At 74.0% G+C, this 20,377-nt stretch carries 21 protein-coding genes and 1 pseudogene; 7 read left to right on the forward strand and 15 right to left on the reverse strand.

The genetic code is table 11. From position 1 onward, the window contains the following. Window positions 1-3: 3 nt before the first annotated feature. The 8 genes and pseudogenes from VGL20_19475 to tyrS form a co-directional block, all read right to left on the reverse strand. The gene (locus VGL20_19475) at window positions 4-411 is read right to left on the reverse strand and encodes a hypothetical protein (protein ID HEY2705869.1); all 408 of its coding nucleotides are present in this window, start codon (window positions 409-411) and stop codon (window positions 4-6) included. A 138-nt stretch (window positions 412-549) separates the two neighbouring features. Next, window positions 550-1,731 (reverse strand): tRNA guanosine(34) transglycosylase Tgt, encoded by a 1,182-nt coding sequence (gene tgt / locus VGL20_19480; GenBank protein HEY2705870.1) that lies wholly within the window; start codon window positions 1,729-1,731, stop codon window positions 550-552. Continuing rightward, the gene (gene queA / locus VGL20_19485; GenBank protein ID HEY2705871.1) at window positions 1,728-2,804 is read right to left on the reverse strand and encodes a tRNA preQ1(34) S-adenosylmethionine ribosyltransferase-isomerase QueA; all 1,077 of its coding nucleotides are present in this window, start codon (window positions 2,802-2,804) and stop codon (window positions 1,728-1,730) included. The genes tgt and queA overlap by 4 nt, the downstream gene beginning before the upstream one ends. Continuing rightward, complete coding sequence (gene ruvB / locus VGL20_19490; GenBank protein ID HEY2705872.1) at window positions 2,801-3,847, reverse strand: Holliday junction branch migration DNA helicase RuvB; 1,047 nt, start codon at window positions 3,845-3,847, stop codon at window positions 2,801-2,803. Before ruvB ends, queA begins: the two co-directional genes overlap by 4 nt. Then, window positions 3,844-4,458 carry a Holliday junction branch migration protein RuvA gene (ruvA, locus tag VGL20_19495; GenBank protein ID HEY2705873.1) on the reverse strand — a complete coding sequence of 205 codons (615 nt, stop codon included), beginning with the start codon at window positions 4,456-4,458 and terminating at the stop codon, window positions 3,844-3,846. The genes ruvB and ruvA overlap by 4 nt, the downstream gene beginning before the upstream one ends. Window positions 4,459-4,583: 125 nt before the next feature. Continuing rightward, a pseudogene (gene ruvC / locus VGL20_19500) lies at window positions 4,584-5,042 on the reverse strand (crossover junction endodeoxyribonuclease RuvC). A 15-nt stretch (window positions 5,043-5,057) separates the two neighbouring features. Further along, on the reverse strand, window positions 5,058-5,816 hold the full coding sequence (locus VGL20_19505) for a YebC/PmpR family DNA-binding transcriptional regulator (GenBank protein HEY2705874.1): 759 nt from the start codon (window positions 5,814-5,816) through the stop codon (window positions 5,058-5,060). A 121-nt stretch (window positions 5,817-5,937) separates the two neighbouring features. After that, window positions 5,938-7,221 carry a tyrosine--tRNA ligase gene (gene tyrS, locus VGL20_19510; GenBank protein HEY2705875.1) on the reverse strand — a complete coding sequence of 428 codons (1,284 nt, stop codon included), beginning with the start codon at window positions 7,219-7,221 and terminating at the stop codon, window positions 5,938-5,940. 560 nt (window positions 7,222-7,781) lie between these two features. On the opposite strand from tyrS, the gene VGL20_19515 reads away from it, so the two are divergent. The 6 genes from VGL20_19515 to lepB all read left to right on the forward strand — a co-directional run bounded on the left by VGL20_19515 (window position 7,782) and on the right by lepB (window position 12,887). Then, window positions 7,782-8,450 (forward strand): response regulator transcription factor, encoded by a 669-nt coding sequence (locus VGL20_19515; protein ID HEY2705876.1) that lies wholly within the window; start codon window positions 7,782-7,784, stop codon window positions 8,448-8,450. Next, on the forward strand, window positions 8,447-9,847 hold the full coding sequence (locus VGL20_19520) for a HAMP domain-containing sensor histidine kinase (protein HEY2705877.1): 1,401 nt from the start codon (window positions 8,447-8,449) through the stop codon (window positions 9,845-9,847). Before VGL20_19515 ends, VGL20_19520 begins: the two co-directional genes overlap by 4 nt. 38 nt (window positions 9,848-9,885) lie before the next feature. Continuing rightward, on the forward strand, window positions 9,886-10,161 hold the full coding sequence (locus tag VGL20_19525) for a hypothetical protein (GenBank protein ID HEY2705878.1): 276 nt from the start codon (window positions 9,886-9,888) through the stop codon (window positions 10,159-10,161). Between the two features lie 195 nt (window positions 10,162-10,356). Then, window positions 10,357-11,913 carry a biotin/lipoyl-binding protein gene (locus VGL20_19530; GenBank protein ID HEY2705879.1) on the forward strand — a complete coding sequence of 519 codons (1,557 nt, stop codon included), beginning with the start codon at window positions 10,357-10,359 and terminating at the stop codon, window positions 11,911-11,913. A gap of 7 nt (window positions 11,914-11,920) precedes the next feature. After that, a complete protein-coding gene (locus VGL20_19535) occupies window positions 11,921-12,088 on the forward strand; it encodes a hypothetical protein (GenBank protein ID HEY2705880.1) in 168 nt (55 codons plus the stop codon). 34 nt (window positions 12,089-12,122) lie between these two features. After that, window positions 12,123-12,887, forward strand: a complete 765-nt coding sequence (gene lepB, locus VGL20_19540; protein ID HEY2705881.1) for a signal peptidase I — start codon at window positions 12,123-12,125, stop codon at window positions 12,885-12,887. Here lepB and VGL20_19545 read toward each other — a convergent pair. The 7 genes from VGL20_19545 to infC are packed head-to-tail and all read right to left on the reverse strand — an operon-like array spanning window position 12,869 to window position 18,877. Next, window positions 12,869-13,537: a DNA-3-methyladenine glycosylase gene (locus VGL20_19545; protein ID HEY2705882.1), complete on the reverse strand. Its 669-nt coding sequence runs from the start codon at window positions 13,535-13,537 to the stop codon at window positions 12,869-12,871. The two genes, lepB and VGL20_19545, sit on opposite strands and share 19 nt — an antisense overlap. Beyond that, window positions 13,534-14,097, reverse strand: a complete 564-nt coding sequence (locus VGL20_19550; GenBank protein HEY2705883.1) for a CvpA family protein — start codon at window positions 14,095-14,097, stop codon at window positions 13,534-13,536. Before VGL20_19550 ends, VGL20_19545 begins: the two co-directional genes overlap by 4 nt. Then, on the reverse strand, window positions 14,094-16,556 hold the full coding sequence (pheT, locus tag VGL20_19555; protein ID HEY2705884.1) for a phenylalanine--tRNA ligase subunit beta: 2,463 nt from the start codon (window positions 16,554-16,556) through the stop codon (window positions 14,094-14,096). Before pheT ends, VGL20_19550 begins: the two co-directional genes overlap by 4 nt. Further along, a complete protein-coding gene (pheS, locus tag VGL20_19560) occupies window positions 16,553-17,569 on the reverse strand; it encodes a phenylalanine--tRNA ligase subunit alpha (protein HEY2705885.1) in 1,017 nt (338 codons plus the stop codon). The genes pheT and pheS overlap by 4 nt, the downstream gene beginning before the upstream one ends. Window positions 17,570-17,622: 53 nt before the next feature. Next, window positions 17,623-17,985 (reverse strand): 50S ribosomal protein L20, encoded by a 363-nt coding sequence (rplT, locus tag VGL20_19565; GenBank protein ID HEY2705886.1) that lies wholly within the window; start codon window positions 17,983-17,985, stop codon window positions 17,623-17,625. A gap of 18 nt (window positions 17,986-18,003) precedes the next feature. Continuing rightward, the gene (gene rpmI, locus VGL20_19570; GenBank protein ID HEY2705887.1) at window positions 18,004-18,210 is read right to left on the reverse strand and encodes a 50S ribosomal protein L35; all 207 of its coding nucleotides are present in this window, start codon (window positions 18,208-18,210) and stop codon (window positions 18,004-18,006) included. Further along, window positions 18,188-18,877 carry a translation initiation factor IF-3 gene (infC, locus tag VGL20_19575; GenBank protein HEY2705888.1) on the reverse strand — a complete coding sequence of 230 codons (690 nt, stop codon included), beginning with the start codon at window positions 18,875-18,877 and terminating at the stop codon, window positions 18,188-18,190. Before infC ends, rpmI begins: the two co-directional genes overlap by 23 nt. A 295-nt stretch (window positions 18,878-19,172) precedes the next feature. Between infC and VGL20_19580 the strand changes: the two genes are divergently transcribed. Further along, a complete protein-coding gene (locus VGL20_19580) occupies window positions 19,173-20,375 on the forward strand; it encodes an alkane 1-monooxygenase (protein HEY2705889.1) in 1,203 nt (400 codons plus the stop codon). The last annotated feature ends 2 nt before the right edge of the window (window positions 20,376-20,377 follow it).

Genomic DNA, 20,377 nt, shown 5'->3' on the forward strand with positions numbered 1-20,377 from the left:
CGGTCAGTTGCAGATCGGGTCGTGGAAGCGATCCTTCCAGGTCCACGGGCCCTCGGTGCCTCCCTTGCCGCCGATGTACGACGCCCGATAGGTGCGGTTCCGGGCGTCGCGGTAGCTCCAGCCGTAGATGTACAGCCAGTCCTCATAGGACCCCGACGGGTTGCTGCGGAAGTTCACACAGGCGGGGTCGCAGCACGCCTGGCCCAGGTCGATCACACCTCGGTCCTCGAAATGGGTGCATGGACCAGGGATGTTCTGCCACGGGCAGTCCGGGCATGGTGCCGGTGCCTGGGCGCCGGGCGGACAGTCGCTCCGGGCGGCGCGGGCCATCTCGGACCCCACCGCGAGGCTGGCGGCGACCGCGAATGTGGCGCTGGCGAGCACCCGGGCCGCCGTCTGCAGAGCTCTCACGGGGACGTTCCTCCCAGCGGGATCCGGCGGATGCCGGTTCCCTTGGACATTCCTCGATGAGACGACCGACCGGACGGAAAACCTACGCGGAAACCGCGACTTGAATGACCCACACGCGCCAGACGAGGCGAGGCGTTCCTACTCCGGACCGGTGCCGCAGACCACCGCGGCGCTCCGCCTCGCCTCGGCCACCGCCGCTGCCTCGGAGTCGATCCCCCCGGCCAGCCCGGCCAGCACCACCCTCCGGTACTCGGCGAGGCGCCCCCCGGCGATCGCGGCCCGGGCACCCTCCATCAGCAGGCCGAGGTGGGTGAGGTTGTGGAGCGAGAGCAGCCGGTGGGCGAGGATCTCGCCCGCGGCGAAGAGGTGGCGGAGGTAGGCCCGGCTGAACCCCCCGGCGCAGGCCGGGCAGGGGCAGCCCTCCTCGAGCGGGCGGAGGTCGTCGCGGTGGGCGGAGCGGCGCAGCGGCAGCCGGCCGCCGCAGGTGAGCGCGGTGCCGTTCCGGGCCAGCCGGGTGGGGAGCACGCAGTCGAACATGTCGACGCCGGCGGCGACCATGGCGAGGAGCTCGGCGTCGGTCCCGAGCCCCATCACGTAGCGGGGCAGTTCCTCGGGGAGCCGCTCCAGCGCCGCCGCCGCCATCGCCTCCATCACCGGCGGGGGCTCGCCGAGGGCGAGGCCGCCGATGGCGACGCCGTCGAAGTCGAGACCGGCGATCAGCTCCGCCGAGCGCCGCCGCGCCGCCGGGTCGAACCCGCCCTGGACGATGCCGAAGAGGAGGTGACGGTCGCGGCCGGGATGGGCGCGGCGGCAGCGCTCCGCCCAGCGGTGGGTGCGGGCGGTGGCCTCGGCGGCGGCCGCCTCGGGGGCCCCGTAGGCGACCGGGTGGTCGAGGCACATGATCACGTCGGCGCCGAGCCGGGCCTGGAGCGCGACCGCGTCCTCGGGGGTCACCCGGAGCCGGCTGCCGTCGTAGGGGGAGACGAAGGTCGCGCCGTCGTCGTCCAGCGACGCCACCCCCTCGAGGCTGACCAGCTGGTAGCCGCCGCTGTCGGTGAGGATCGGTCCGTCCCAGCGCATCAGCTCCTGCAGCCCGCCGAGCCGCTCGACCAGCTCGACGCCGGGGCGCAGGGCCAGGTGGTAGGCGTTGCAGAGCAGGATGTCGGCCCCGCAGGCGCGCACCTCGGCGGGATGGACCGCCTTGACCGCGGCGTGGGTGCCCACCGGCATGAAGGCGGGCAGCCGCACCTCGCCGTGGGCGGTGCGCAGCATGCCGGTGCGGGCGGCGCCGTCGCGGCCGGTGATGGTGAGCGCGCTCATGGGCCCGGGCTGCGCCAGCAGAGCATGCAGTCGCCGAACGAGAGGAAGCGGTAGCCGGCGCCGAGGGCGTGATCGTAGGCGGCGCGCCACCGCTCGGTGCCGATCAGCGCGGCGAGGAGCACCAGCAGGCTGGAGCGCGGCTGGTGGAAGTTGGTGAGCAGCCCGTCGACCACCCGCACCGGCACCCCCGGGCGCAGGTAGAGGCGGGTCGTCCCCTCCCCCGCCTCGACGGTGCCGTCGTCGTGGGCGCGGCTCTCCAGCACCCGGACCGCGGTGGTGCCGACGGCGATCACCCTGCCGCCGCGAGCCCGGGCGGCGGCGACCGCGGCGGCCGCGGCGGCGGGCAGCGCGTAGCGCTCCTCGTGCATGGGGTGCTCGTCGACCCGCTCGTGGCGGATCGGCGCGAAGGTGGCCAGCCCGACCTCGAGCCGCACCTGGGTGCGCTCGACCCCGGCGGCGTCGAGGGCGGCGAGCACCGCCGGGGTGAAGTGGAGGCCGGCGGTGGGCGCCGCCGCCGAGGCCGGGCCGCCCGCGGCGTAGACGGTCTGGTAGCGGCCGGGATCGTCGAGGGTGGCGCGGATGTAGGGCGGCAGCGGCACCCGGCCGGCCGCCTCGATGGCCGCGTCGACGTCGCCCCCGGCGGCCTCGAGCCGCACCGAGCGCGCCCCGGGGTGACCCGGCACCCGGCCGCCCATCACCGCCTCCAGCCGCGGCCGGATGGTCAGCCGGGTGCCCTCCGGGAGCCGCCGGGCGGGACGGACGAGGCACGCGTACCCCCCCTCCGCGAGGGGATGGAGCACGAGCAGCTCGGCGGCGCCGCCCCCGGGCCGCCGGGCGGCCAGCCGGGCGGCGCGCACCCGGGTGTCGTTGACCACCAGCAGGTCGCCGCGGCGGAGCAGGGCGGGCAGCTCGCGGAAGCCGCGATCCTCGGGAGGGCCCTGGAGCGGGAGGTGGAGCAGCCGGGAGGCATCGCGTTCGGCGAGCGGCCGCTGGGCGATGCGCTCCGGCGCCAGCGGGTAGTCGAAGGCGGCGGTGGCCGTCTCCGCCGCGGTCCCGGCCGCGTCCGTGCTCAGAGCAGCTCCGGCTGCACCGCGACGGCGCCGGGCGCCCCGGGGGGCACGGGCAGGCCGAGGTGGCGGTAGGCGCCGGCGGTGGCCAGCCGCCCGGAGGGGGTACGGGCGATGTAGCCGAGGCGGATGAGGTAGGGCTCGACCACGTCCTCGACGGTGTCGCTGTCCTCCTGGACGCTGACGGCGAGGGTCTGCAGCCCCACCGGCCGGCCCGAGTAGGCGCCACAGAGCACCCCGAGCACCCGACGGTCCATCTCGTCGAGACCGCCCGCGTCGACCCCGAGCACGCGCAGCGCCCGCTCGGCGACGGCGGCGTCGATGTGGCCCGCGGCGCGCACCTGAGCGTAGTCGCGGGCCCGGCGCAGCAGCCGGTTGGCGATCCGCGGGGTGCCCCGGGCGCGAGCCGCGAGAAGGAGTGCGCCGTCGCCGTCGATCTCGATCCCGAGCAGCCCGGCGGAGCGGCGGATGATCGCGCAGAGCTCGGCGACCTCGTAGAAGTCGAGCCGGATGGTGATGCCGAAGCGGTCGCGGAGGGGGCCTCCGAGCGCCCCCGCCCGGGTGGTGGCCCCGACCACGGTGAACCGCTGCAGGCTGAGGCGCATCGCCTGGGCGCCGGCGCCCTTGCCCGCCACCCAGTCGAAGGCGAAGTCCTCCATCGCCGGGTACAGGGCCTCCTCGACGGTGCGACTGAGGCGGTGGATCTCGTCGACGAAGAAGACGTCGTTGGCCTCCAGGTTGGTGAGGATCGACGCCAGGGTGCCCTGGTGCTCGATCGCCGGCCCGCTGGTGGTGCGCAGCCGCACCCCCATCTCGGCCGCGATGATCTGGGCGAGGGTGGTCTTGCCCAGCCCCGGAGGGCCGTGGAGGAGCACGTGGTCGAGCGCCTCCCCCCTCCCCCGCGCCGCCTCGAGGAGGATGCCGAGCTGCTCGCGTACCGCCGGCTGGCCGACGAAGTCGGCGATCCGCCTGGGGCGGAGCGCGGACTCCTCGGCGCGATCCTCCTCCACCTCGGCCGGAGCTACCACCCGGGGGTCGGGATCGGTCACGTCGGCACCCGGTCGAGGCGGCGCAGGGCGGCGGCGACCAGGGCGCCGACGGCGACCTCGGTGCCGCTCTCGGCCACCCCCGCGGCCACCGCGGCGCGGGCCTCGGGCTCGCGGAAGCCGAGCGCCACCAGGCCCTCGACCGCCGCCGCCACGGTGCGCTGCTCGGGAGCGGTGGCGGTGGCGTCGCCGGGCAGGGCCATGTCGTCGAGCCGGTCGCGGAGCTCGAGCACGATCCGCTCGGCGGTCTTGCGACCGATCCCCGGCACGGTGGCGAGGAGGGCGACGTCGCCGCTGCGCAGCGCCCGCACCAGGGTGGGCAGGTCGGCGCGGCCGAGGATGCCGAGCGCCGCCTTGGGCCCGATCCGCTCCACGCCGAGGAGCAGCCGGAACAGCCGCAGCTCGGCGGCGCCGAGGAAGCCGTAGAGGCGGATGGCGTCGGCGCTCACCGAGGTGTGGATGTGGAGGGTGACCGGCACCTCGCCCACCGACCACTCGTGGAGGGCGGCGACGGTGCGCAGGTGGCAGCCCACCTCGTAGCCGACCCCGCCGGTGTCGATGATCGCGGTCGAGCCGTCGAGCGCGGCGACCCGGCCGCTGAGCAGCGCGATCATTTTCGGGGGGCCTCCCCCCACCCCCCCGGCGCCGCCCCCGCCCGGGCCACGGCGGCGGCGAGACCGGCGGTCATCCCCGCCCCGGTCACCGCCGGCGCCCGAGCGGCGCCGGAGAGCCGGGCGCGGTGGTGGTGGCAGACCGCCACCGCGCAGGCGTCGGCGACGTCGTCGGGGCCCTCGACGGCGGCACCGCCGAGCAGGGTGCGCACCATCCGGGCCACCTGCGGCTTCGGCGCCGCCCCCCAGCCGGCCACCGCCTCCTTGACCTGCAGCGGGGTGTACTCGGCGACCGCGAGGCCGGCGCGGGCGAGCCCGCAGAGGATCACCCCCCGCGCCTCGCCGACCCGCATCGCGGTGCGGCGGTTGGTCGAGAAGAAGAGCTGCTCGACCGCGGCCGCCTCGGGGCGCTCCCGGGCGATCAGCAGCTCGAGAGCGCCGAGCAGGAGGGCGAGCCGGTCGGGGTCGGGGGTGCCCGCGGGGGTCTCGATGCACCCGGCGTGGCGGAGGCGGAGCCGGCCCGGCGAGCCCTCGACCACGGCGACGCCGGTGCGGGCCAGGCCGGGGTCCACCCCCAGCACGATCATCTCGGAGCGGTCACCTCAGCCAACCGACTCGAGGACCTCGTCGGGGATCTCCACGTTGGCGTAGACCTGCTGGACGTCGTCGTGCTCCTCGAGCGAGTCGAGCAGCCGCAGCACCGCCGGCGCCTGCTTGGCGTCGACCGCCACCGAGGTGCTCGGGGCCATCGTGACCTCGGCGTTCTCGATGGTGTAGCCACGGTCCTCGAGGGTGCGGCGGACCTCCTCGAAGCGGGTCGGCGCGACCGTGACCTGGACCGAGCCGCCGTCGACGGCGACGTCGCCCTCCTCACCCACGTCGACGGCGTCGAGCACCTCGAGGGCGAGCTCCTCGGGGTCGGCCGCGCCGGCGTCGAGGCGGAGCACGCCCTCCTGGCGGAACATCCAGGCGACGGTGTTGCTCTCTCCCAGCGACCCGCCGGAGCGGGTGAACATGTTCCGCAGCGCCGCCACGGTGCGATTGCGGTTGTCGGTGAGCACATCGACCATGACCGCCACGCCGTGGGGCCCGTAGCCCTCGTAGCGGATGTCCTCGAGCTGGGCGCCCTCCTTGCCACCGACGCCGCGCTGGATGGCGCGCTCGATGTTGTCGGCGGGCATGTTCACCTCACGCGCCTTCTGGATGGCGAGGCGGAGCCGGAAGTTGCCGTCGACGTCGTTGCCGCCCTCACGGACCGCGACGGTGATCTCGCGGGCGACCTTGGTGAAGACCTGTCCGCGCTTGGCGTCGACGATCGCCTTCTTGTGCTTGATCCCCGCCCATTTGCTGTGACCGGACATGTGGTCCTCCCCGCGCCGCCCTCCGCCCCCCGGTTCGGCGCGCCGAACAGACGTTCCGAAATTCTAGCCTCTCCTGCCATCGACAGTGTACTGAGACGCCGGTCGCGCGCCCCCTTGCGACTCAGCCGGCGACGCACCGGACGAAGGTCTTCCTGCCGAGCTGGAGCACCGCCCCCGGCCGCACCGTCACCCCACCCTCCCCGACCACCACCCGGGGCTCCGAATCGCCGTTGGCGGCGAACCGGATCGGCGTCTTCGGATCGGTGAGGAGGTGGCGCAGGCCGGCGGGCCGGTCGTGGAGGGAGACGCCGTTCTGGGCGAACGTGCGCCGCAGGTCGCTGTTCGAACGGCCTCCCTCCCCGGCGGCCCGGAGCGCGTCGGCGACGAACGCGACGGCGTCGCGGTCGCCCTCGCCGGTGGGCAGCGCCGCCTCCGGCATCTCCTCGGGGAGGCCGCCGCCCGCGTGGACCCGTCGGAACGCCGCCTCGGCCGCCTCCGCGGCGGCGTCGCCGTGGAACTGGGCGACGATCGCCCGGGCCAGCCGGGCCTTGGCGTCGCGGGGATTCACCTCCGCGGCGGCGAGCTCGCGGGCGATCTCCTCCACCTCGGGCGCGGGCACGTCGGTGGCCAGGGTCAGCCAGCGGACGATGAGCCCGTCGGGGATCGACATCGCCTTGCCGTACTGGTCCTCGGCGGGCTCGGCGACCCCGATGTAGTTGCCCAGGCTCTTGCTCATCTTCCGGACCCCGTCGGTGCCCTCGAGGATCGGGAAGGTGGCCACGTCCTGGACCGGCCTCCCGTACCAGCGCTGCACATCCCGGGCGGCGAGCAGGTTGAAGAGCTGGTCGGTGCCGCCGATCTCGAGGTCGGCGTCGACGGCCACGGAGTCGTATCCCTGGAGCAGCGGGTAGAGCAGCTCGTGGACGCCGATCGGCCGCTCCGCCGCCATCCGCTCGGAGAAGTCGGCGCGCTGGAGCAGCTGGCCGACGGTGCGCCCGGCGCAGAGGCGGAGGATCTCGGAGAGCCCGATGCCGTCGAACCACTCGCTCTGGAAGCGCACCTCGGTGCGCTCCCGGTCGAGGATCGAGAAGAGCTGGTCGAGGTAGGTCTGGGCGTTGGCCGCCACCGTCTCCGGGGTCAGCGGTGGACGCGTCTCCGAGCGTCCGGTGGGATCGCCGATCCGCGCCGTCCAGTCACCGATGATGATCACCGGCAGGTGGCCCGCCTCCTGCCACGCCCGCAGCCGCCGCATCGGCACGGTGTGCCCGAGGTGGATATCCGGAGCGGTGGGGTCGACCCCGAACTTGATCCGCAGCCGATCACCCCGGTCGAGCCGCGCCGCGAGGTGGGCCCGGTCCTCCAGGTGCTCGGTCCCCCGCGCGAACTCGTCGATGCTCTGACCCATGGCGGACGAACTCTACAGGCTGGCCGCATCCACCGAGACCGTGGCCGCCGTTGCAGAGAAGGGACCGGCCCCACGATGGGCCGGTCCCCCGGTGCCGAGTACCTCGGCGCCCGACCTGACGGCCGGGCTGGTCGCCGCCCCCGAAGGGGCAACGGAGGGTGCGGAGCCCACTGGTCGACGTCGGGCGATGCTGCGCCGGCGCTCCCCGCACGGAGCCTGCCGCTCCGCGAGATACGGTTGCCGGTGGTCGGCCACCGGCGGCACGCGGCGGGAGCCCGCGCCGTCGACCGGGGCGCTAGCCCTCCGCCCGTCCGCGCCTCAGGCGCTGCCAGACGGTACGCATCACAGAGTTCGTCAACCTCCGTCTGCGAAACCGATGCGGTCGTGGTCAAAGATACCGTGCGCGCACCGGCTGTCAAGGCCCTGCGGTCGGGGGACTCGCGCGTCCGCGGTGCCCGCCGCCACCCCGGGGGTCCTCGACCTGCGACTCGGGTAATGGTTCCGCAAGGTCGTGGGTCGGATATTGTGTCCGCCGCCACCGCACCAGGGGAACACACAGCATGCGCATCCTCGTCGCCGAGGACGAGCCCGGCCTTCTCGACGTTCTGGTGCGCGGGCTCAGCGAGAGCGGCTATCTGGTCGACGCCGTCGACCGCGGTGACGACGCCCTCCAGCAGCTGAAGTTCTACGACTACGATGTCGCCATCATCGACTGGCGGATGCCGGGGATGGCGGGGGTCGAAGTGGTCGCGGCGGCGCGCCGGCTCAAGCGTCCCACCGCGATCATCATGCTGACCGCGATGGACCGGCCCCCGGACCGCATCGCCGGCCTCGACGCCGGGGCCGACGACTACCTGGTCAAGCCGTTCGACTTCGGCGAGCTGCTCGCCCGCGTGCGTGCGGTGCAGCGGCGGCCGCGGGGGGTCGATGAGCCGGTGCTGGCGCGGGGCCGGCTGCGCCTCGACCCGGCGCGCCGGGAGATCGAGCTCGACGGGCGCCCGGTCGCCCTCACCGTCACCGAGTTCAACATCCTCGAGCTGCTGATGCGCCGCTTCCCCGCGGTCGTCGACCGCCGGCTGATCGCGCAGCACGCATGGCCCGACGAGACCGACCCGCTCGGGTCCAACGCCATCGACGTGGCGATGAGCCGGCTGCGGGCGAAGATCCCCGACTCGGGCACCCGCATCGCCACCGTGCGCGGCACCGGGTACCGGCTGGAGGAAGCGTGAAGGAGCGCCTGAGCGGCTGGGTCGAGGATGGCCGCAGCTGGGTGCAGACCGTGCCGACCCAGGTGGCGCTACGCTCGACCGCCGCGGTCGCCGCGGTGTACCTGGTGCTCAGCGCGGTGGTGGTGCTGATCGTCAGCCACAACCTCACCGCCGGCCTCGACCAGCACGTCGCCAACGCGCTGACCTCGATGCAGCAGTATGGCCGGCCCATCGACACCACCCCCGGCGACGGCCAGCCGAACCTCGGCGACCCCCTCGGCCGCCGCTACGGAGCCCCGGTGGTGGTCTGGCTGGTGAACGCCCAGGGCGACGCCGCCCCCTATGGCAGGAACGCGGCCCAGGTCCCCAACCTCCCCACCGCCGACCGGCACGTCACCGGGCCGGAGACGATCTCGATCGCCGGCACCCAGGTGCGGGTGCAGGGCGGCCCGGAGGCGCTGGTGAGCGTCAACGGCAGCCCTCCGGCCGACGGCTGGGTGGTGGTCGGCCAGCCGACCTCGGGGATCACCTCGGCGCGGGACACCATCCTCGTCGCCGAGGTGGTGGTCTTCCCCATCCTGGTGGTGCTGGTGTTCCTCGGCGCGCTGGCGGTCGGCCGCCGGGTCGCCGCCCCCCTGGAGCGGGCCCGGCTGCGCCAGCTCGAGTTCACCGCCGACGCCTCGCACGAGCTGCGCACCCCGCTCTCAGTGATCGAGGCGGAGGCGACGCTGGCGCTCAGCCGGCCCCGCGACGCGGAGTCGTACCGGGTCAGCTTCGGCCGGGTCGAGGTGGAGAGCAAGCGGCTGCGGCGGCTGGTCGACGACCTCCTCTGGCTGGCCCGCTTCGACGCCGCCCCCGACCCGCCCGACGCCGAGATGGTCGACCTCGGGGTGCTCGCCGCCGGCGCGGTGGAGCGATTCCGCCCCGTGGCCGAGCGCCGCTCCCAGCGCATCTCCGGGACGGTGACCGGTCCAGCGGCGCCGACGATCAGCGCGCCGCCGGACTGGCTCGACCGCCTTCTCGGGGTGCTCCTCGACAACGCCTGCCGCTACAGCGGCGAGGCTGGCGAGGTGCGGGTGAGCGTGGCCACCGACAGCTCCCACGTCCGCCTCAGCGTCGAGGACTCCGGGCCGGGCATCCCCCCCGAGCAGCGCGCACAGGTCTTCGACCGCTTCCACCGCGCCAGCACCATGCCGGGCGGCGCCGGGCTGGGGCTGGCGATCGGCGACGCGGTGGTCCGCGCCACCGGCGGCCGCTGGACGGTCGGCGAGTCGCCCACGGGCGGTGCCAGCATGACCGTGGTCTGGCCCCGCGCCGGCGGCGAGAAGAACGCGCGCTCCGGCGACGGCCGCCCCGTCGCGGAGGCGCCGGCCCCCTGGGTGACCGCTGTCACCGAGTCGAAAGGAAGCGGCTCGTAGCCTGGGCTCATCGACGACCTTCCGCTCAGGGGACAACCATGGGGTACCGCGACTTTCCGAACGGGCCGGCCGGCCACCTCCAGTGGGTGCAGGGGCTCTTCTCCCTCCTGGTGGTCGCCGCCATCGTCGCCGGGGTGGTGCTGATCGCCCGGAACTGGCGCCGCACCCAGCCGCCGCCCGCCCCCGGCGCGACCCCGCCGAGCCCCGCCCTCCACGAGCTCGACCTGCGCTACGCGCGCGGCGAGATCGAGCGCACCGACTACCTCGAGCGCCGCGCCGACATCAGCGGCGCCGCCTCGCCCCCCGGCCCATAGCTCGCACATCCGATCCTCCTCGCGTCGAGGGGCGGCCACCGCGGCCGCCCCTCTTCCCTTTCCCGGCATCCGGCAATCGCAGGTGACAGCTCGGTCACGCCGGTGGACTGTCATGGAGTTGAAAGAGACCGGCGGCGAGCATGGCGGCGCAGACCACAGCCCGCCCCGCCGGCGGGCCGCTCACAGGGGCCCTCGATGAAGCTGACCGTCCGCCGCCGCCTGGTGGTGCCCGCCGCCGTCGCCGTCGCCGTCGCAGGTGGCGGTGCGGCGCTGGTGGCGCAGCACGGCGCCTCCGGGTCGACCCAGTACCGCACCGCGGTTGCGACCCTGGGCACGGTGACCCAGACGATCTCGCTCTCCGGGAGCCTCGCCCCGGTCGGCGAGACCGACCTCGACTTCGGCTCCTCGGGACGGGTGACCGCGGTCGACGTCCACCCCGGGCAGGCGGTGACCGCCGGCCAGGCCCTCGCCACCATCGATCCCGCCGCGCTCCAGGCGGCGCTCACCCAGGCCCAGGCCACCCTCTCCAGCGCCCAGGCGCGACTGTCGCTCGACCAGGCGGGGCCGACCGCGCAGAGCCTCGCCCAGGCCCAGGCGGCGGTGCGCACGGGACAGACCCAGGTGCAGGGTGCGCAGACCGCGCTCGCCGACACCCAGGTGATCGACCAGACCTCGATCACCTCGGCGCAGAACGCGCTCACCGCCGCCCAGGCGAAGCTGGCCGCCGACAGGGCCAACAGCTGCCCGGCCGCCCCCACCCCGACCCCCGCCCCTTCGGCGAGCCCCTCGCCCGGCAGCTGCGCCAGCGCGCAGCAGATCAGCGGCGACACCGCCGCAGCGACCGCCGCGCGGGACGGCGTCAGCTCCGCCCAGGCCAAGGCGCAGCAGAGCGAGCACCAGGCGCAGAGCCAGCTGAGCGCGGCGCAGGTGCAGCTCCAGAACGCCCAGGGCTCGCTCACCGCGCTGCAGCAGGGCACCACGACCCAGCAGGTGCAGATCGACCAGAGCCAGGTTCAGATCGACCAGATCAACGTCGACAACGCCCAGAAGGCGCTCACCCAGGCCACTCTCACCGCCCCCCTTGCCGGCGCGGTCGCGCAGGTGAACGTCACCGTCGGCCAGATCGCGGCCAGCGGCGGATCCACGTCGACCGGCTCGTCCAGCGCCGCGGGCGGCGGGTCGAGCAGCACCGGCTCCAGCACCACCCACGCCATCGTCATCCTCACCCCCGGCGCCTTCCAGGTGGTCGGCGCGGTGAGCGACGCCCAGGTCAACCAGATCGCCGTCGGCCAGCTCGCCCGCGTCAGCGTGGCCGGGGCCAGCCAGGCGATCAGCGGCAGGGTGACCGGCATCGCCCCGGTGGCGACGGTCACCTCCGGCGTGGCCACATTCCCGGTGACGGTGGTGCTCGACGGCACCAATCCGTCGCTGCACTCGGGCGTCTCCGCCTCGATCGCGGTGGTGGTCAACCAGGCCGTGCACGTGATCACCGTGCCGTCCAGCGCGATCCATCCCAGCGGCGGCACCGACAGCGTCCAGGCCCTGGTCAACGGCCAGCCGCAGGCCGTCCCGGTGACGATCGGCGCCTCCGACGCGCTGCGCACCCAGATCGTCTCCGGTCTCAACGAGGGCGACACCGTGGTGATCGCCACGGTGAGCGGCACCGTCCCCACCCCCAACGCCAGCACCCTTCTCGGCGGCGGCCGGGGCGCCGGCGGCGGCCGTGGCGGCACCGGCCGCGCCGGAGGCTGAGGCCGCGATGAGCTCGGCGAGGCTCCGTGGCCGCGCCGGCGCCGCGCCCGGACCGATCGGTGGCATGCTGGAGGCCGGCATGGCCCGGCTCGCCGGGCGCCGTCCCCCCACCCTGCTCCCCATCGGTGTCACGATCACCGCCGCGCCGCGTCCGACCGCCAGGAGAACCCGTTGAACCGCTGCCTGCACACCGCCTGGTCGTGGCGGCGATGAGCGTGGCGGGCCGCCGGAAGCTGCTCTCCCGGCCCTGGCGCGACCTCATCGAGGTGGCCGCGCTCGCCCTCGGGCTCTACGTGGTGGTCTCGCTGGCGCTGCAGACGGTCCGCGTCGACGGCGTCAGCATGGTGCCGACCCTGACCAACGGCGACCTGCTCTTCGCCGACAAGCTCTCCTACCACCTGCACGCGCCCCAGCGCGGCGACATCATCGTGCTCAAGCCGCCCGGGGACATCAACCAGGACTTCATCAAGCGGGTGATCGGGGTGCCCGGCGACACCATCGAGATCGACACCTCGTCGTCGAGCGACGGCAGCCGGCGCGCCGCGGTGCTGATCAAGCCCGCCGGGGCCACCTCCTTCGAGCGTCTCTCCGAGCCCTACCTGGCCGCCAGCGACCCCTGGACCGACAACGGCTACTGCTGCGACGCCGCGGGCCGCGCGACGGTGCAGCCGCAGCCGCTCACCATCCCCAGGAACGAGTACTTCGTGATGGGCGACAACCGGAACATCTCCGAGGACTCGCGCGCGCTGGGGCTGATCCCCCGGGCGAACGTCCTGGCGCGCGCCTGGGTGCGGGTCTGGCCGGCCGGCCACCTCGGCGCCCTCGGCACCGGCCCCGCCCTGGTCGCCGCCGGAGTTCCCGTGCTCCCCGGGATGCTGCTCTGGCGGCGGCGCCGCCGGCTGCGGAGAGCGCTCGCGGATCCGCCGTCCACGCGCCGGCGGCAGGGGGAGGGCGGTCAGCGACGAAGGAGCTGATGGCCTGGGGGAGGCGGCCTCCGTTCCGCGCGTGAGCGCGGAGAGCCTGGAGAGAGCAGGCGCGGCGCCGACACCGCCGGGTCGCCGCTCCAGGCGAAGCGGAGGAGCGGGTCGGCGTTGCGGGTGATCCCGACCCGCGGGCCCACCGCCACCGGCACCGGGTCGCCGCCCGGCAGCACCACCAGCCGGCCGCCGGCGGCGCAGACGTCGATGCCGTTGTCGGCACGGTCGATGCCCAGCCCGCTGCAGAGGTTGCCCGGGCCCCGCAGCAGCCCGGCGACGGGGATGTCGGGGCGGCGGCGGCGGCGCACCGCGGGCTCGCCGGCCTCGACCCGGGCGGCGCGGAGCAGCACCGCCCCGGCCCTCCCCTCCACCTCGGTGACCAGGTTGGCGCAGTGATGCACGCCGTAGCTGAGATACACGTAGAGGTGGCCGGGAGCGCCGAACATGATGCCGGCGCGTGGCGTGGGTCCGCGGTGGGCGTGGGAGGCCTCGTCGTCGGTGCCGAGGTACGCCTCGACCTCCACGATGCGGGCCCGCACCTCCTCGGCGGTGCCGGCGTCGACCAGCAGGATGCAGCCGAGGAGCTCGCGGGCCACCGTCACCGTGGGACGGGCGAAGAAGGCCCGGGGCAGGCCCGCCGGGTCTATGGGGCGGTCAGCTCGGCCAGGTGCCCGGGGAGGTCGCTGGGCAGCGCCGGCTTGAAGAGGTCCTGGACCCCCGGCTCGATGGTGTAGATGCGACCGCCGACGATGCCGTTGTGAACGGCGTTGGCCGCCGCGGTGCGGTTGCCGGGGAGGTTCTGCTGCCCGGGGGCACCCTTGACGTTGCCCACCGACACCGCCACCAGACAGATGAGGGCGATCTCGAAGAACCCGACCACGCCCCCGGCGATCAGGCCGGCGGTGCGGTCGAAGGCGAGGGCGGTGAGCGAGCGGACCTTGTCGCCGTAGAGGGCGGCGAGGATCTCGACGAGGATGACCACCACCACGAGCACGCCGAGGAAGGTCCAGGCCGAGGTGTAGAGGTCGGTGGCGGAGCCGCGGCCGAAGAAATAGTGGGCGATGCCGTTGCCGAGGAAGCTGGCGGCGGCGACGCCGGCGTACAGCCCGGCGAAGGCGATCATCCGGCCGACGATGCCGTAGCGCCAGCCGGCGACGGCGTTGACGAAGATGATCAGCACCGCGGCGATGTCGATGGCCAGGGTCACCGGCGAACCTCTGCGCCGAGGCGCATCTCGAGCGCGGCGGCGACCGCCTCGTGCCGGGCCTGCGCCTGATTGCGGGTCAGGGTGCGATCGGGGGCGCGGAAGGTGAGCCGGAAGGTCCAGCTCTTGCGCGCGCCGACGGCGTCGCCGCGGTACTCGTCGAGGGTGTCGACGCTCTCGAGCAGCGGACCGGCGGCCTCGGTGGCGATCGCCAGGGCGCTCCCGACGAGCGCCTCGGGGGGCACGGTGACGGAGAGGTCGAGCACCACCGCGGGGTACTTCGGCGGCTGCCGGAACCGCGGCGTGGGCGGCACCTCGGGCACCAGGCCGTCGAGGCGCAGCTCGGCGGTGGCGACCCGGCCGCGCAGCTCGAAGCCCTCGAGGACGTCGGGCTCGAGCTCGCCGATGACGCCGACAGGGCGGCCGCCGGCGACGATGCGGCCGGAGCGTCCCGGGCGCAGGCCGGGGATACGGTCTGGCTCGATGGTCATGTCGACACCGGCAAGGTCATGGCCGGCGAACGCTAGCACCGACTGGAGATGGCGGAGCCGGCCCGCCACCGTGTCGGCACGGCCATCACCGCTCTGCGACACCAGGGCCAGCAGCAGCGGCTCCTCGGGCAGCGACGGCAGGGCGGCGTCGACCCCGTCGCGAGTCGAGCCCGGGGGCGGCGCGGTGCGCTCGCCCTCCCAGTAGGCGCGGCCGATCTCGAAGAGCGAGACGTCGGTGAGGCCCTGATTGAGGTTGAGCGCGAGGGCGCCGCAGAGCCCGGGGAGGAGCGAGGTGCGCATCACGCTCCATTCCTCGCTGAGCGGGTTGCGCAGCGGGATCGGCGAGCGCCTCTCGCCCGCCCCGCCCAGCCGGGCCGCCGCTGCGGGGGCGGTGAATGAGTACGTGATCGCCTCGTCGAGGCCGGCGCCGACGAGCACGTCGCGCACCCGGTCCTCGACCGGGGGATGGGGGGCGAGGTCGCCGATCGGCCGCCGCCGCCCCGGCAGGGTGCTGGGCACCCGGGCGTAGCCGAGCGAGCGCCCCACCTCCTCGGCGACGTCGACGGGGATGCGCACGTCGCGGCGGAAGTGGGGTGGGGCGACCCGCAGCCTCCCCCCCTCCTGCTCGACGCTGAATCCCAGCCGGGCGAGCGCGGTGGCGGCCTCGCTGGGGTCGACGGGGCAGCCGAGGATCTCCTCCAGCCGGCCGTCGGGCACCACCACCGGCGGGATCGGCGGCAGCGCCCCGCCGTGCTCGTCGACGGCGCCGCGCAGCACCCGCCCGGCGCCGAGCTCGGCGATGAGCGCGGCGGCGCGGTCGATCGCCGCCGGGGGCAGGGTGTCGCTCAGCCCCCGCGAGAAGCGCATCGACGCGTCGGTGGGCTTGGCGAGGATCCGCCGCGAGGTGGCCCGGATGCTGGGGCCGTCCCACGCGGCCGCCTCCAGCAGCACGGTGCGGGTGCCGGGGAGCACGCCGGTGTCGTCGCCGCCGATCACCCCGGCGACCGACACCGGGCGGCTGCCGGCGCAGACCACGAGGTCGTGCTCCTGGAGCTGGTGCTCGCGGCCGCCGAGGTCGACGATGCTCTCGCCGGCGCGGGCGCGGCGCACCACCACCTGGACGGCGGCGCCGCCGCCGGGGGTGGCCTGGCGGAAGCGGTCGAGGTCGAAGGCGTGGAGCGGCTGGCCGAGCTCGAGCATCACGAAGTTGGTGACGTCGACGACGTTGTTGATGGGGTTGAGGCCGGCGGCGCGCAGCCGCCGCTGCATCCATCCCGGCGAGGGGCCGATCGCCACGTCCTCGACGACCCGCGCCATGAAGCGGTGGCAGCCCTGCGGGTCCTCCACCCGAACGGTGACCCGGCTCTCGACCGGTGACACCGAGGTGAGCGCCTCGGGCACGGTGGCCGGCGGCTCGTTCAGCGGCTCGCCGAGGGCGGCGCTGAGCTCGCGGGCGATGCCCACGTGGCAGAGGCAGTCGGGGCGGTTGGGGGTGACCTCGACCTCGAGGACGGCGTCGAGGTCGAGGACCTCGGCCGCCGGCTGGCCGGGGACGCCGCGCTCGAGCAGGAGGAGGCCGTCGGCGTCGTCGCCGAGGCCGAGCTCGACCGCCGAGCAGAGGAAGCCGGGCGAGTCCATCCCGAACATCACCCGGGTGCCCACCGGCTGCTCCCAGCCGGGCAGGCGGGTGCCGGGCGGCGCCCAGACCACCAGGTCGCCGACGCCGACGTTGGGCGCGCCGGTGAGCAGCCGCACCGGTTCGGCGCGGCCGGCGTCGATGTCGGCGATCCGCACCCCGCGCGTCGACTTCGGCACCGGGGTGAGGGCGAGCACCTCGGCGACCACCGCACCATCGGCGTCGCGGTGGACGTCGTCGACCTCGGTGCCGGTGTCGACGAGCGCCTGCACCAGGGTGGACAGCGGGGCGTCGAGGGCCGCGTAGTCGCGCAGCCAGCGCAGCGAGATCCTCACTGGCGGATGAAGCGGACGTCGTTCTGGAAGAGAGGGCGCCCGTCCTCGATGCCGTAGGCGAGCTGGGCGATCCGCTCGATGCCCATGCCGAAGGCGAAGCCGCTGTAGCGGTCGGGGTCGACCCCGCCGTTGCGGAGCACGTTGGGGTGCACCATGCCGCTGCCGAGGATCTCGATCCAGCCGCTCTGCCGGCAGGTCCCGCAGCCCCCGCCGCCGCAGACCATGCAGGAGACGTCGACCTCGAGCGAGGGCTCGGTGTAGGCGAAGTGGTGCGGTCGCAGCCGGATCGCGCGGTCGGGACCGAACATCGACCGTGCGAAGTACTCGAGCGTGCCCTTGAGGTCGCTCAGGGCGATGCCCTCGTCGACGCAGAGACCCTCGACCTGGTGGAACATCGGGAAGTGGGTGGCGTCGTAGTCGCGGCGGAAGGTCTTGCCGGGCACGATGATCCGGAGCGGCGCGCCCCGCTCGATCATGCTGCGGATCTGCACCGGGGTGGTGTGGGTGCGCAGCAGCCGGGCGTCGTCGATCCAGAAGGTCTCCTGCACGTCGCGGGAGGGATGGCCCGGCGGCATGTTGACCAGCTCGAAGTTGTAGCGGTCGTACTCCACCTCGGGGCCGCCGACGGCGGTGTAGCCGAGGTGGCCGAAGATGCGGCGGATCTCGCGGGAGCAGCGGGTGACCGGGTGGAGGTGGCCGCGGCGCAGCGGCGGGGCCGGCCGGGTGAGGTCGATCGCCTCGGCGCCCGTCCGTGCCGACTCGGCGGCGCGCTCGAGGTCGCGGCGGCGCTCCTCGATGGCGTCGTCGACGCGGCCGCGCAGCTCGCCGAGGGTCTTGCCGACCTGCCGGCGGGCCGCCTCGTCGGGGATCTGGCCGATGCCGCGCAGGCGCGCGCTGATGAGGCCGTCGCCGCGGCCCAGGTAGCGGTTCCTCACCTCCTCGAGGGCGCCCGGGTCGGCGGCGGCGGCCACCTCGTCGAGGGCCCGGGACCCCAGGGTGTGGAGGTCGTCCAGGTTCTCGCCGCCGGCGGGGGCCACCGTGCCCCCCGTCGCCGAGGCGTCGGGGCTCACGCCGGCGCCAGCGCCCCGCGAGCCACCTCGACGAGCTGGGTGAAGGCGGCCGCGTCGTGCACGGCGATCTCGGAGAGCATCTTGCGATTGACCTCGACGCCGGCCGCCTTCAGGCCGTGCATGAAGGTGTTGTAGGCGAGGCCGTTCTGCCGTGCCGCCGCGTTGATGCGCGCGATCCACAGCCGCCGCATGTCGCCCTTGCGCTGCTTGCGGTCGCGGTATGCGTACGCCAGCGAGTGCATGACCGCCTCGTTGGCGGGCTTGAACAGGCGGCGATGCGTCCCCGAGAAGCCCTCGGCGAGCTCGAGAATCTTCTTGTGACGGGCGCGTGCGGTGACGCCCCGCTTGACCCTGGCCATGAAACCGGTCCTCCGAGGTTACTTCTTGTCGAGGTAGGGGGCGAGCCGGGTCACGTGCCGCGCGTCCACGGGAGCCACCTGGTGCATGCGCCGGTAGGCGCGCTTGCGCTTGGCGCTCTTGTGCTCGAGCAGATGGGACCGGAAGGCCTTGCGACGCATCAGCTTGCCCGTGCCCGACACGGTGAAGCGCTTCTGCGTGCCCTTATGGGTTCTGATCTTCGGCATCGTTCCTGCTGGTGCTCCCGTTCGAGGACTGGTCGGAGGCCGGAGGGCTGGTGACCGCCGCGGCCTCCGCATCGGTCTCCTCCTGGTCGGTCGGGGCGGAGCCCTTCTCCGGTATCACCCTTGCGTGCTTCTTGGCCAGCGGGCTCAGGATCATGATCATGTTCCTGCCCTCGACGAGCGGCATCCGCTCGACGATGGCGACGTCCTTGAGCTCCTGGGCCATGCGGTCGAGGAGCCGCCGGCCGTACTCCTGGTGGACCAGCTCGCGACCGCGGAACATGATGGTGAGCTTCACCTTGTCGCCGTCGGCGAGGAAGTGCCGCACGTAGCCGTACTTGGTGTTGAAGTCGTGCTCCGAGATCTTCGGGCGCAGCTTCATCTCCTTGAGACGGACGACGTTGTGCTCGCGGCGGCTGTCCTTCTCCCGCTTGAGCGCCTCGAACTTGAAGCGCCCGTAGTCCATGAGCCGGCAGACCGGCGGTTGTGCCTGCGGGGCCACCTCGACCAGGTCCAGTTCCCGCTCCACGGCGAGCTGGCGTGCCTTCTCGATGGCCACGATGCCGAACGCCTCCTGGGTCGTGTCGTCGAAGAGACGCACGTGCGGGATTCGGATCTGCTCGTTGATACGGAGCTCACGAAAGGCGATGGTTCCTGACCCTCCTGACATACAAAAAACTGGACAGCAGCCGCTATCCAGTAGACGGTTTCTGGACCTCCAAGGCGGACCCGGAAGGTGGGGTCCGCACCGGTACGGGCCCTCTTGGCTGCCCGAACGGGCGTCCGGCGGCGAAGCATACCACCGAGCCGGGCTGCGAAAACAGACCCGCGCGGGCCGCGGCCCGGGCCGCTGGCGCGGACACCAACGCTGCACCCGTCATCAGACTTGACACGCTCACCGGTTGGTGTAAAGTTCAGAGCATCGATGGCGGGTCCTGTCAGGGCCTCAGACAGGAGGGCTCAGGATGACCACGGCGCTGGTGGTGGAGACCGAGGAGACCACGGCGGTGGACGCCGCGGGATGGCGCGACCGCAAGCGCTACCTCTGGCCGCTCGGGCTGGTGGTGCCGGTGCTGCCCCTTCTCGCCGGCGGGCTGGCGATGCTCACCGGGCTCGGGGTGCTGTGGTGGCTGGGACCGCTGTTCGCCTACGGGCTCATCCCCCTGGTCGACGCCCTCGCCGGCAGCGACGCCGCCAACCCGCCGGAGAGCGTGCTGCCCGCCCTCGAGGCCGATCGCTGGTACCGCTGGTGCACCTATGCCTACCTCCCCCTCCAGTACGCCGCCCTGGTGTGGGCCTGCTGGGAGTGGACCCACGGCGACCTCTCGGTGGTCAGCGCCATCGGGCTGGCGGCCACGGTCGGCGTCACCAGCGGTATCGCGATCAACACCGCCCACGAGCTCGGTCACAAGAAGGATCGGGTGGAGCGCCGGCTCTCCAAGATCGCCCTCGCCCAGACCGGCTACGGGCATTTCTACACGGAGCACAACCGCGGCCACCACGTCCGCGTCGCCACCCCCGAGGACCCGGCCAGCTCCCGCCTGGGCGAGACCTTCTGGGAGTTCCTGCCCCGCACCGTGATCGGCAGCCTGCGCTCCGCGCTGGAGATCGAGCGCACCCGCCTGCGGCGTCGCGGCCGGAGCCCCTGGACACTGCGGAACGACGTGCTCAACGCCTGGGCGCTGAGCGTCGTGCTGGTCGCCGCCCTGGTCGCCGGCTTCGGGCCCCGGGTGCTCCCCTACCTCGCCGTCCAGGCGGTGTTCGGCCTCTGCCTGCTCGAGGTGGTGAACTACCTCGAGCACTATGGCCTGGCTCGCCGGCGCGAGGCGAGCGGCCGCTACGAGCGGGTGCGCCCCCGCCACAGCTGGAACAGCAACCACGTCGCCTCGAACCTCCTCCTCTACCACCTCGAGCGGCACAGCGACCACCACGCCAACCCGGCCCGCCGCTACCAGGCGCTGCGCCACTTCGACGAGGCTCCCCAGCTGCCCTCGGGCTACGGCACGATGATGGTCCTCGCCTACATCCCGCCGCTCTGGCGCCGGGTCATGGACCCCCGGGTGCTCGCCCACTACGGCGGCGACGTCACCCTCGCCAACCTCCACCCCCGGCTCCGCGACCGCTACCTCCGCCGCCACGGCGCCCCCACCCGGGGCGTGGCCTCCTGACA

It is taken from the genome of Candidatus Dormiibacterota bacterium, assembly GCA_036495095.1.
GTDB lineage: Bacteria > Chloroflexota > Dormibacteria > Aeolococcales > Aeolococcaceae > CF-96.

Excerpts from the sequence above, each read along its gene's own strand:
- tgt (HEY2705870.1), bottom strand. The coding sequence starts at position 1,731 with ATGAGCGCGCTCACCATCACCGGCCGCGACGGCGCCGCCCGCACCGGC.
- ruvA (HEY2705873.1), bottom strand. The coding sequence starts at position 4,458 with ATGATCGCGCTGCTCAGCGGCCGGGTCGCCGCGCTCGACGGCTCGACC.
- VGL20_19505 (HEY2705874.1), bottom strand. The coding sequence starts at position 5,816 with ATGTCCGGTCACAGCAAATGGGCGGGGATCAAGCACAAGAAGGCGATC.
- tyrS (HEY2705875.1), bottom strand. The coding sequence starts at position 7,221 with ATGGGTCAGAGCATCGACGAGTTCGCGCGGGGGACCGAGCACCTGGAG.
- VGL20_19515 (HEY2705876.1), top strand. The coding sequence starts at position 7,782 with ATGCGCATCCTCGTCGCCGAGGACGAGCCCGGCCTTCTCGACGTTCTG.
- VGL20_19525 (HEY2705878.1), top strand. The coding sequence starts at position 9,886 with ATGGGGTACCGCGACTTTCCGAACGGGCCGGCCGGCCACCTCCAGTGG.
- VGL20_19530 (HEY2705879.1), top strand. The coding sequence starts at position 10,357 with ATGAAGCTGACCGTCCGCCGCCGCCTGGTGGTGCCCGCCGCCGTCGCC.
- VGL20_19535 (HEY2705880.1), top strand. The coding sequence starts at position 11,921 with ATGAGCTCGGCGAGGCTCCGTGGCCGCGCCGGCGCCGCGCCCGGACCG.
- lepB (HEY2705881.1), top strand. The coding sequence starts at position 12,123 with ATGAGCGTGGCGGGCCGCCGGAAGCTGCTCTCCCGGCCCTGGCGCGAC.
- rplT (HEY2705886.1), bottom strand. The coding sequence starts at position 17,985 with ATGGCCAGGGTCAAGCGGGGCGTCACCGCACGCGCCCGTCACAAGAAG.
- rpmI (HEY2705887.1), bottom strand. The coding sequence starts at position 18,210 with ATGCCGAAGATCAGAACCCATAAGGGCACGCAGAAGCGCTTCACCGTG.
- infC (HEY2705888.1), bottom strand. The coding sequence starts at position 18,877 with ATGTCAGGAGGGTCAGGAACCATCGCCTTTCGTGAGCTCCGTATCAAC.
- VGL20_19580 (HEY2705889.1), top strand. The coding sequence starts at position 19,173 with ATGACCACGGCGCTGGTGGTGGAGACCGAGGAGACCACGGCGGTGGAC.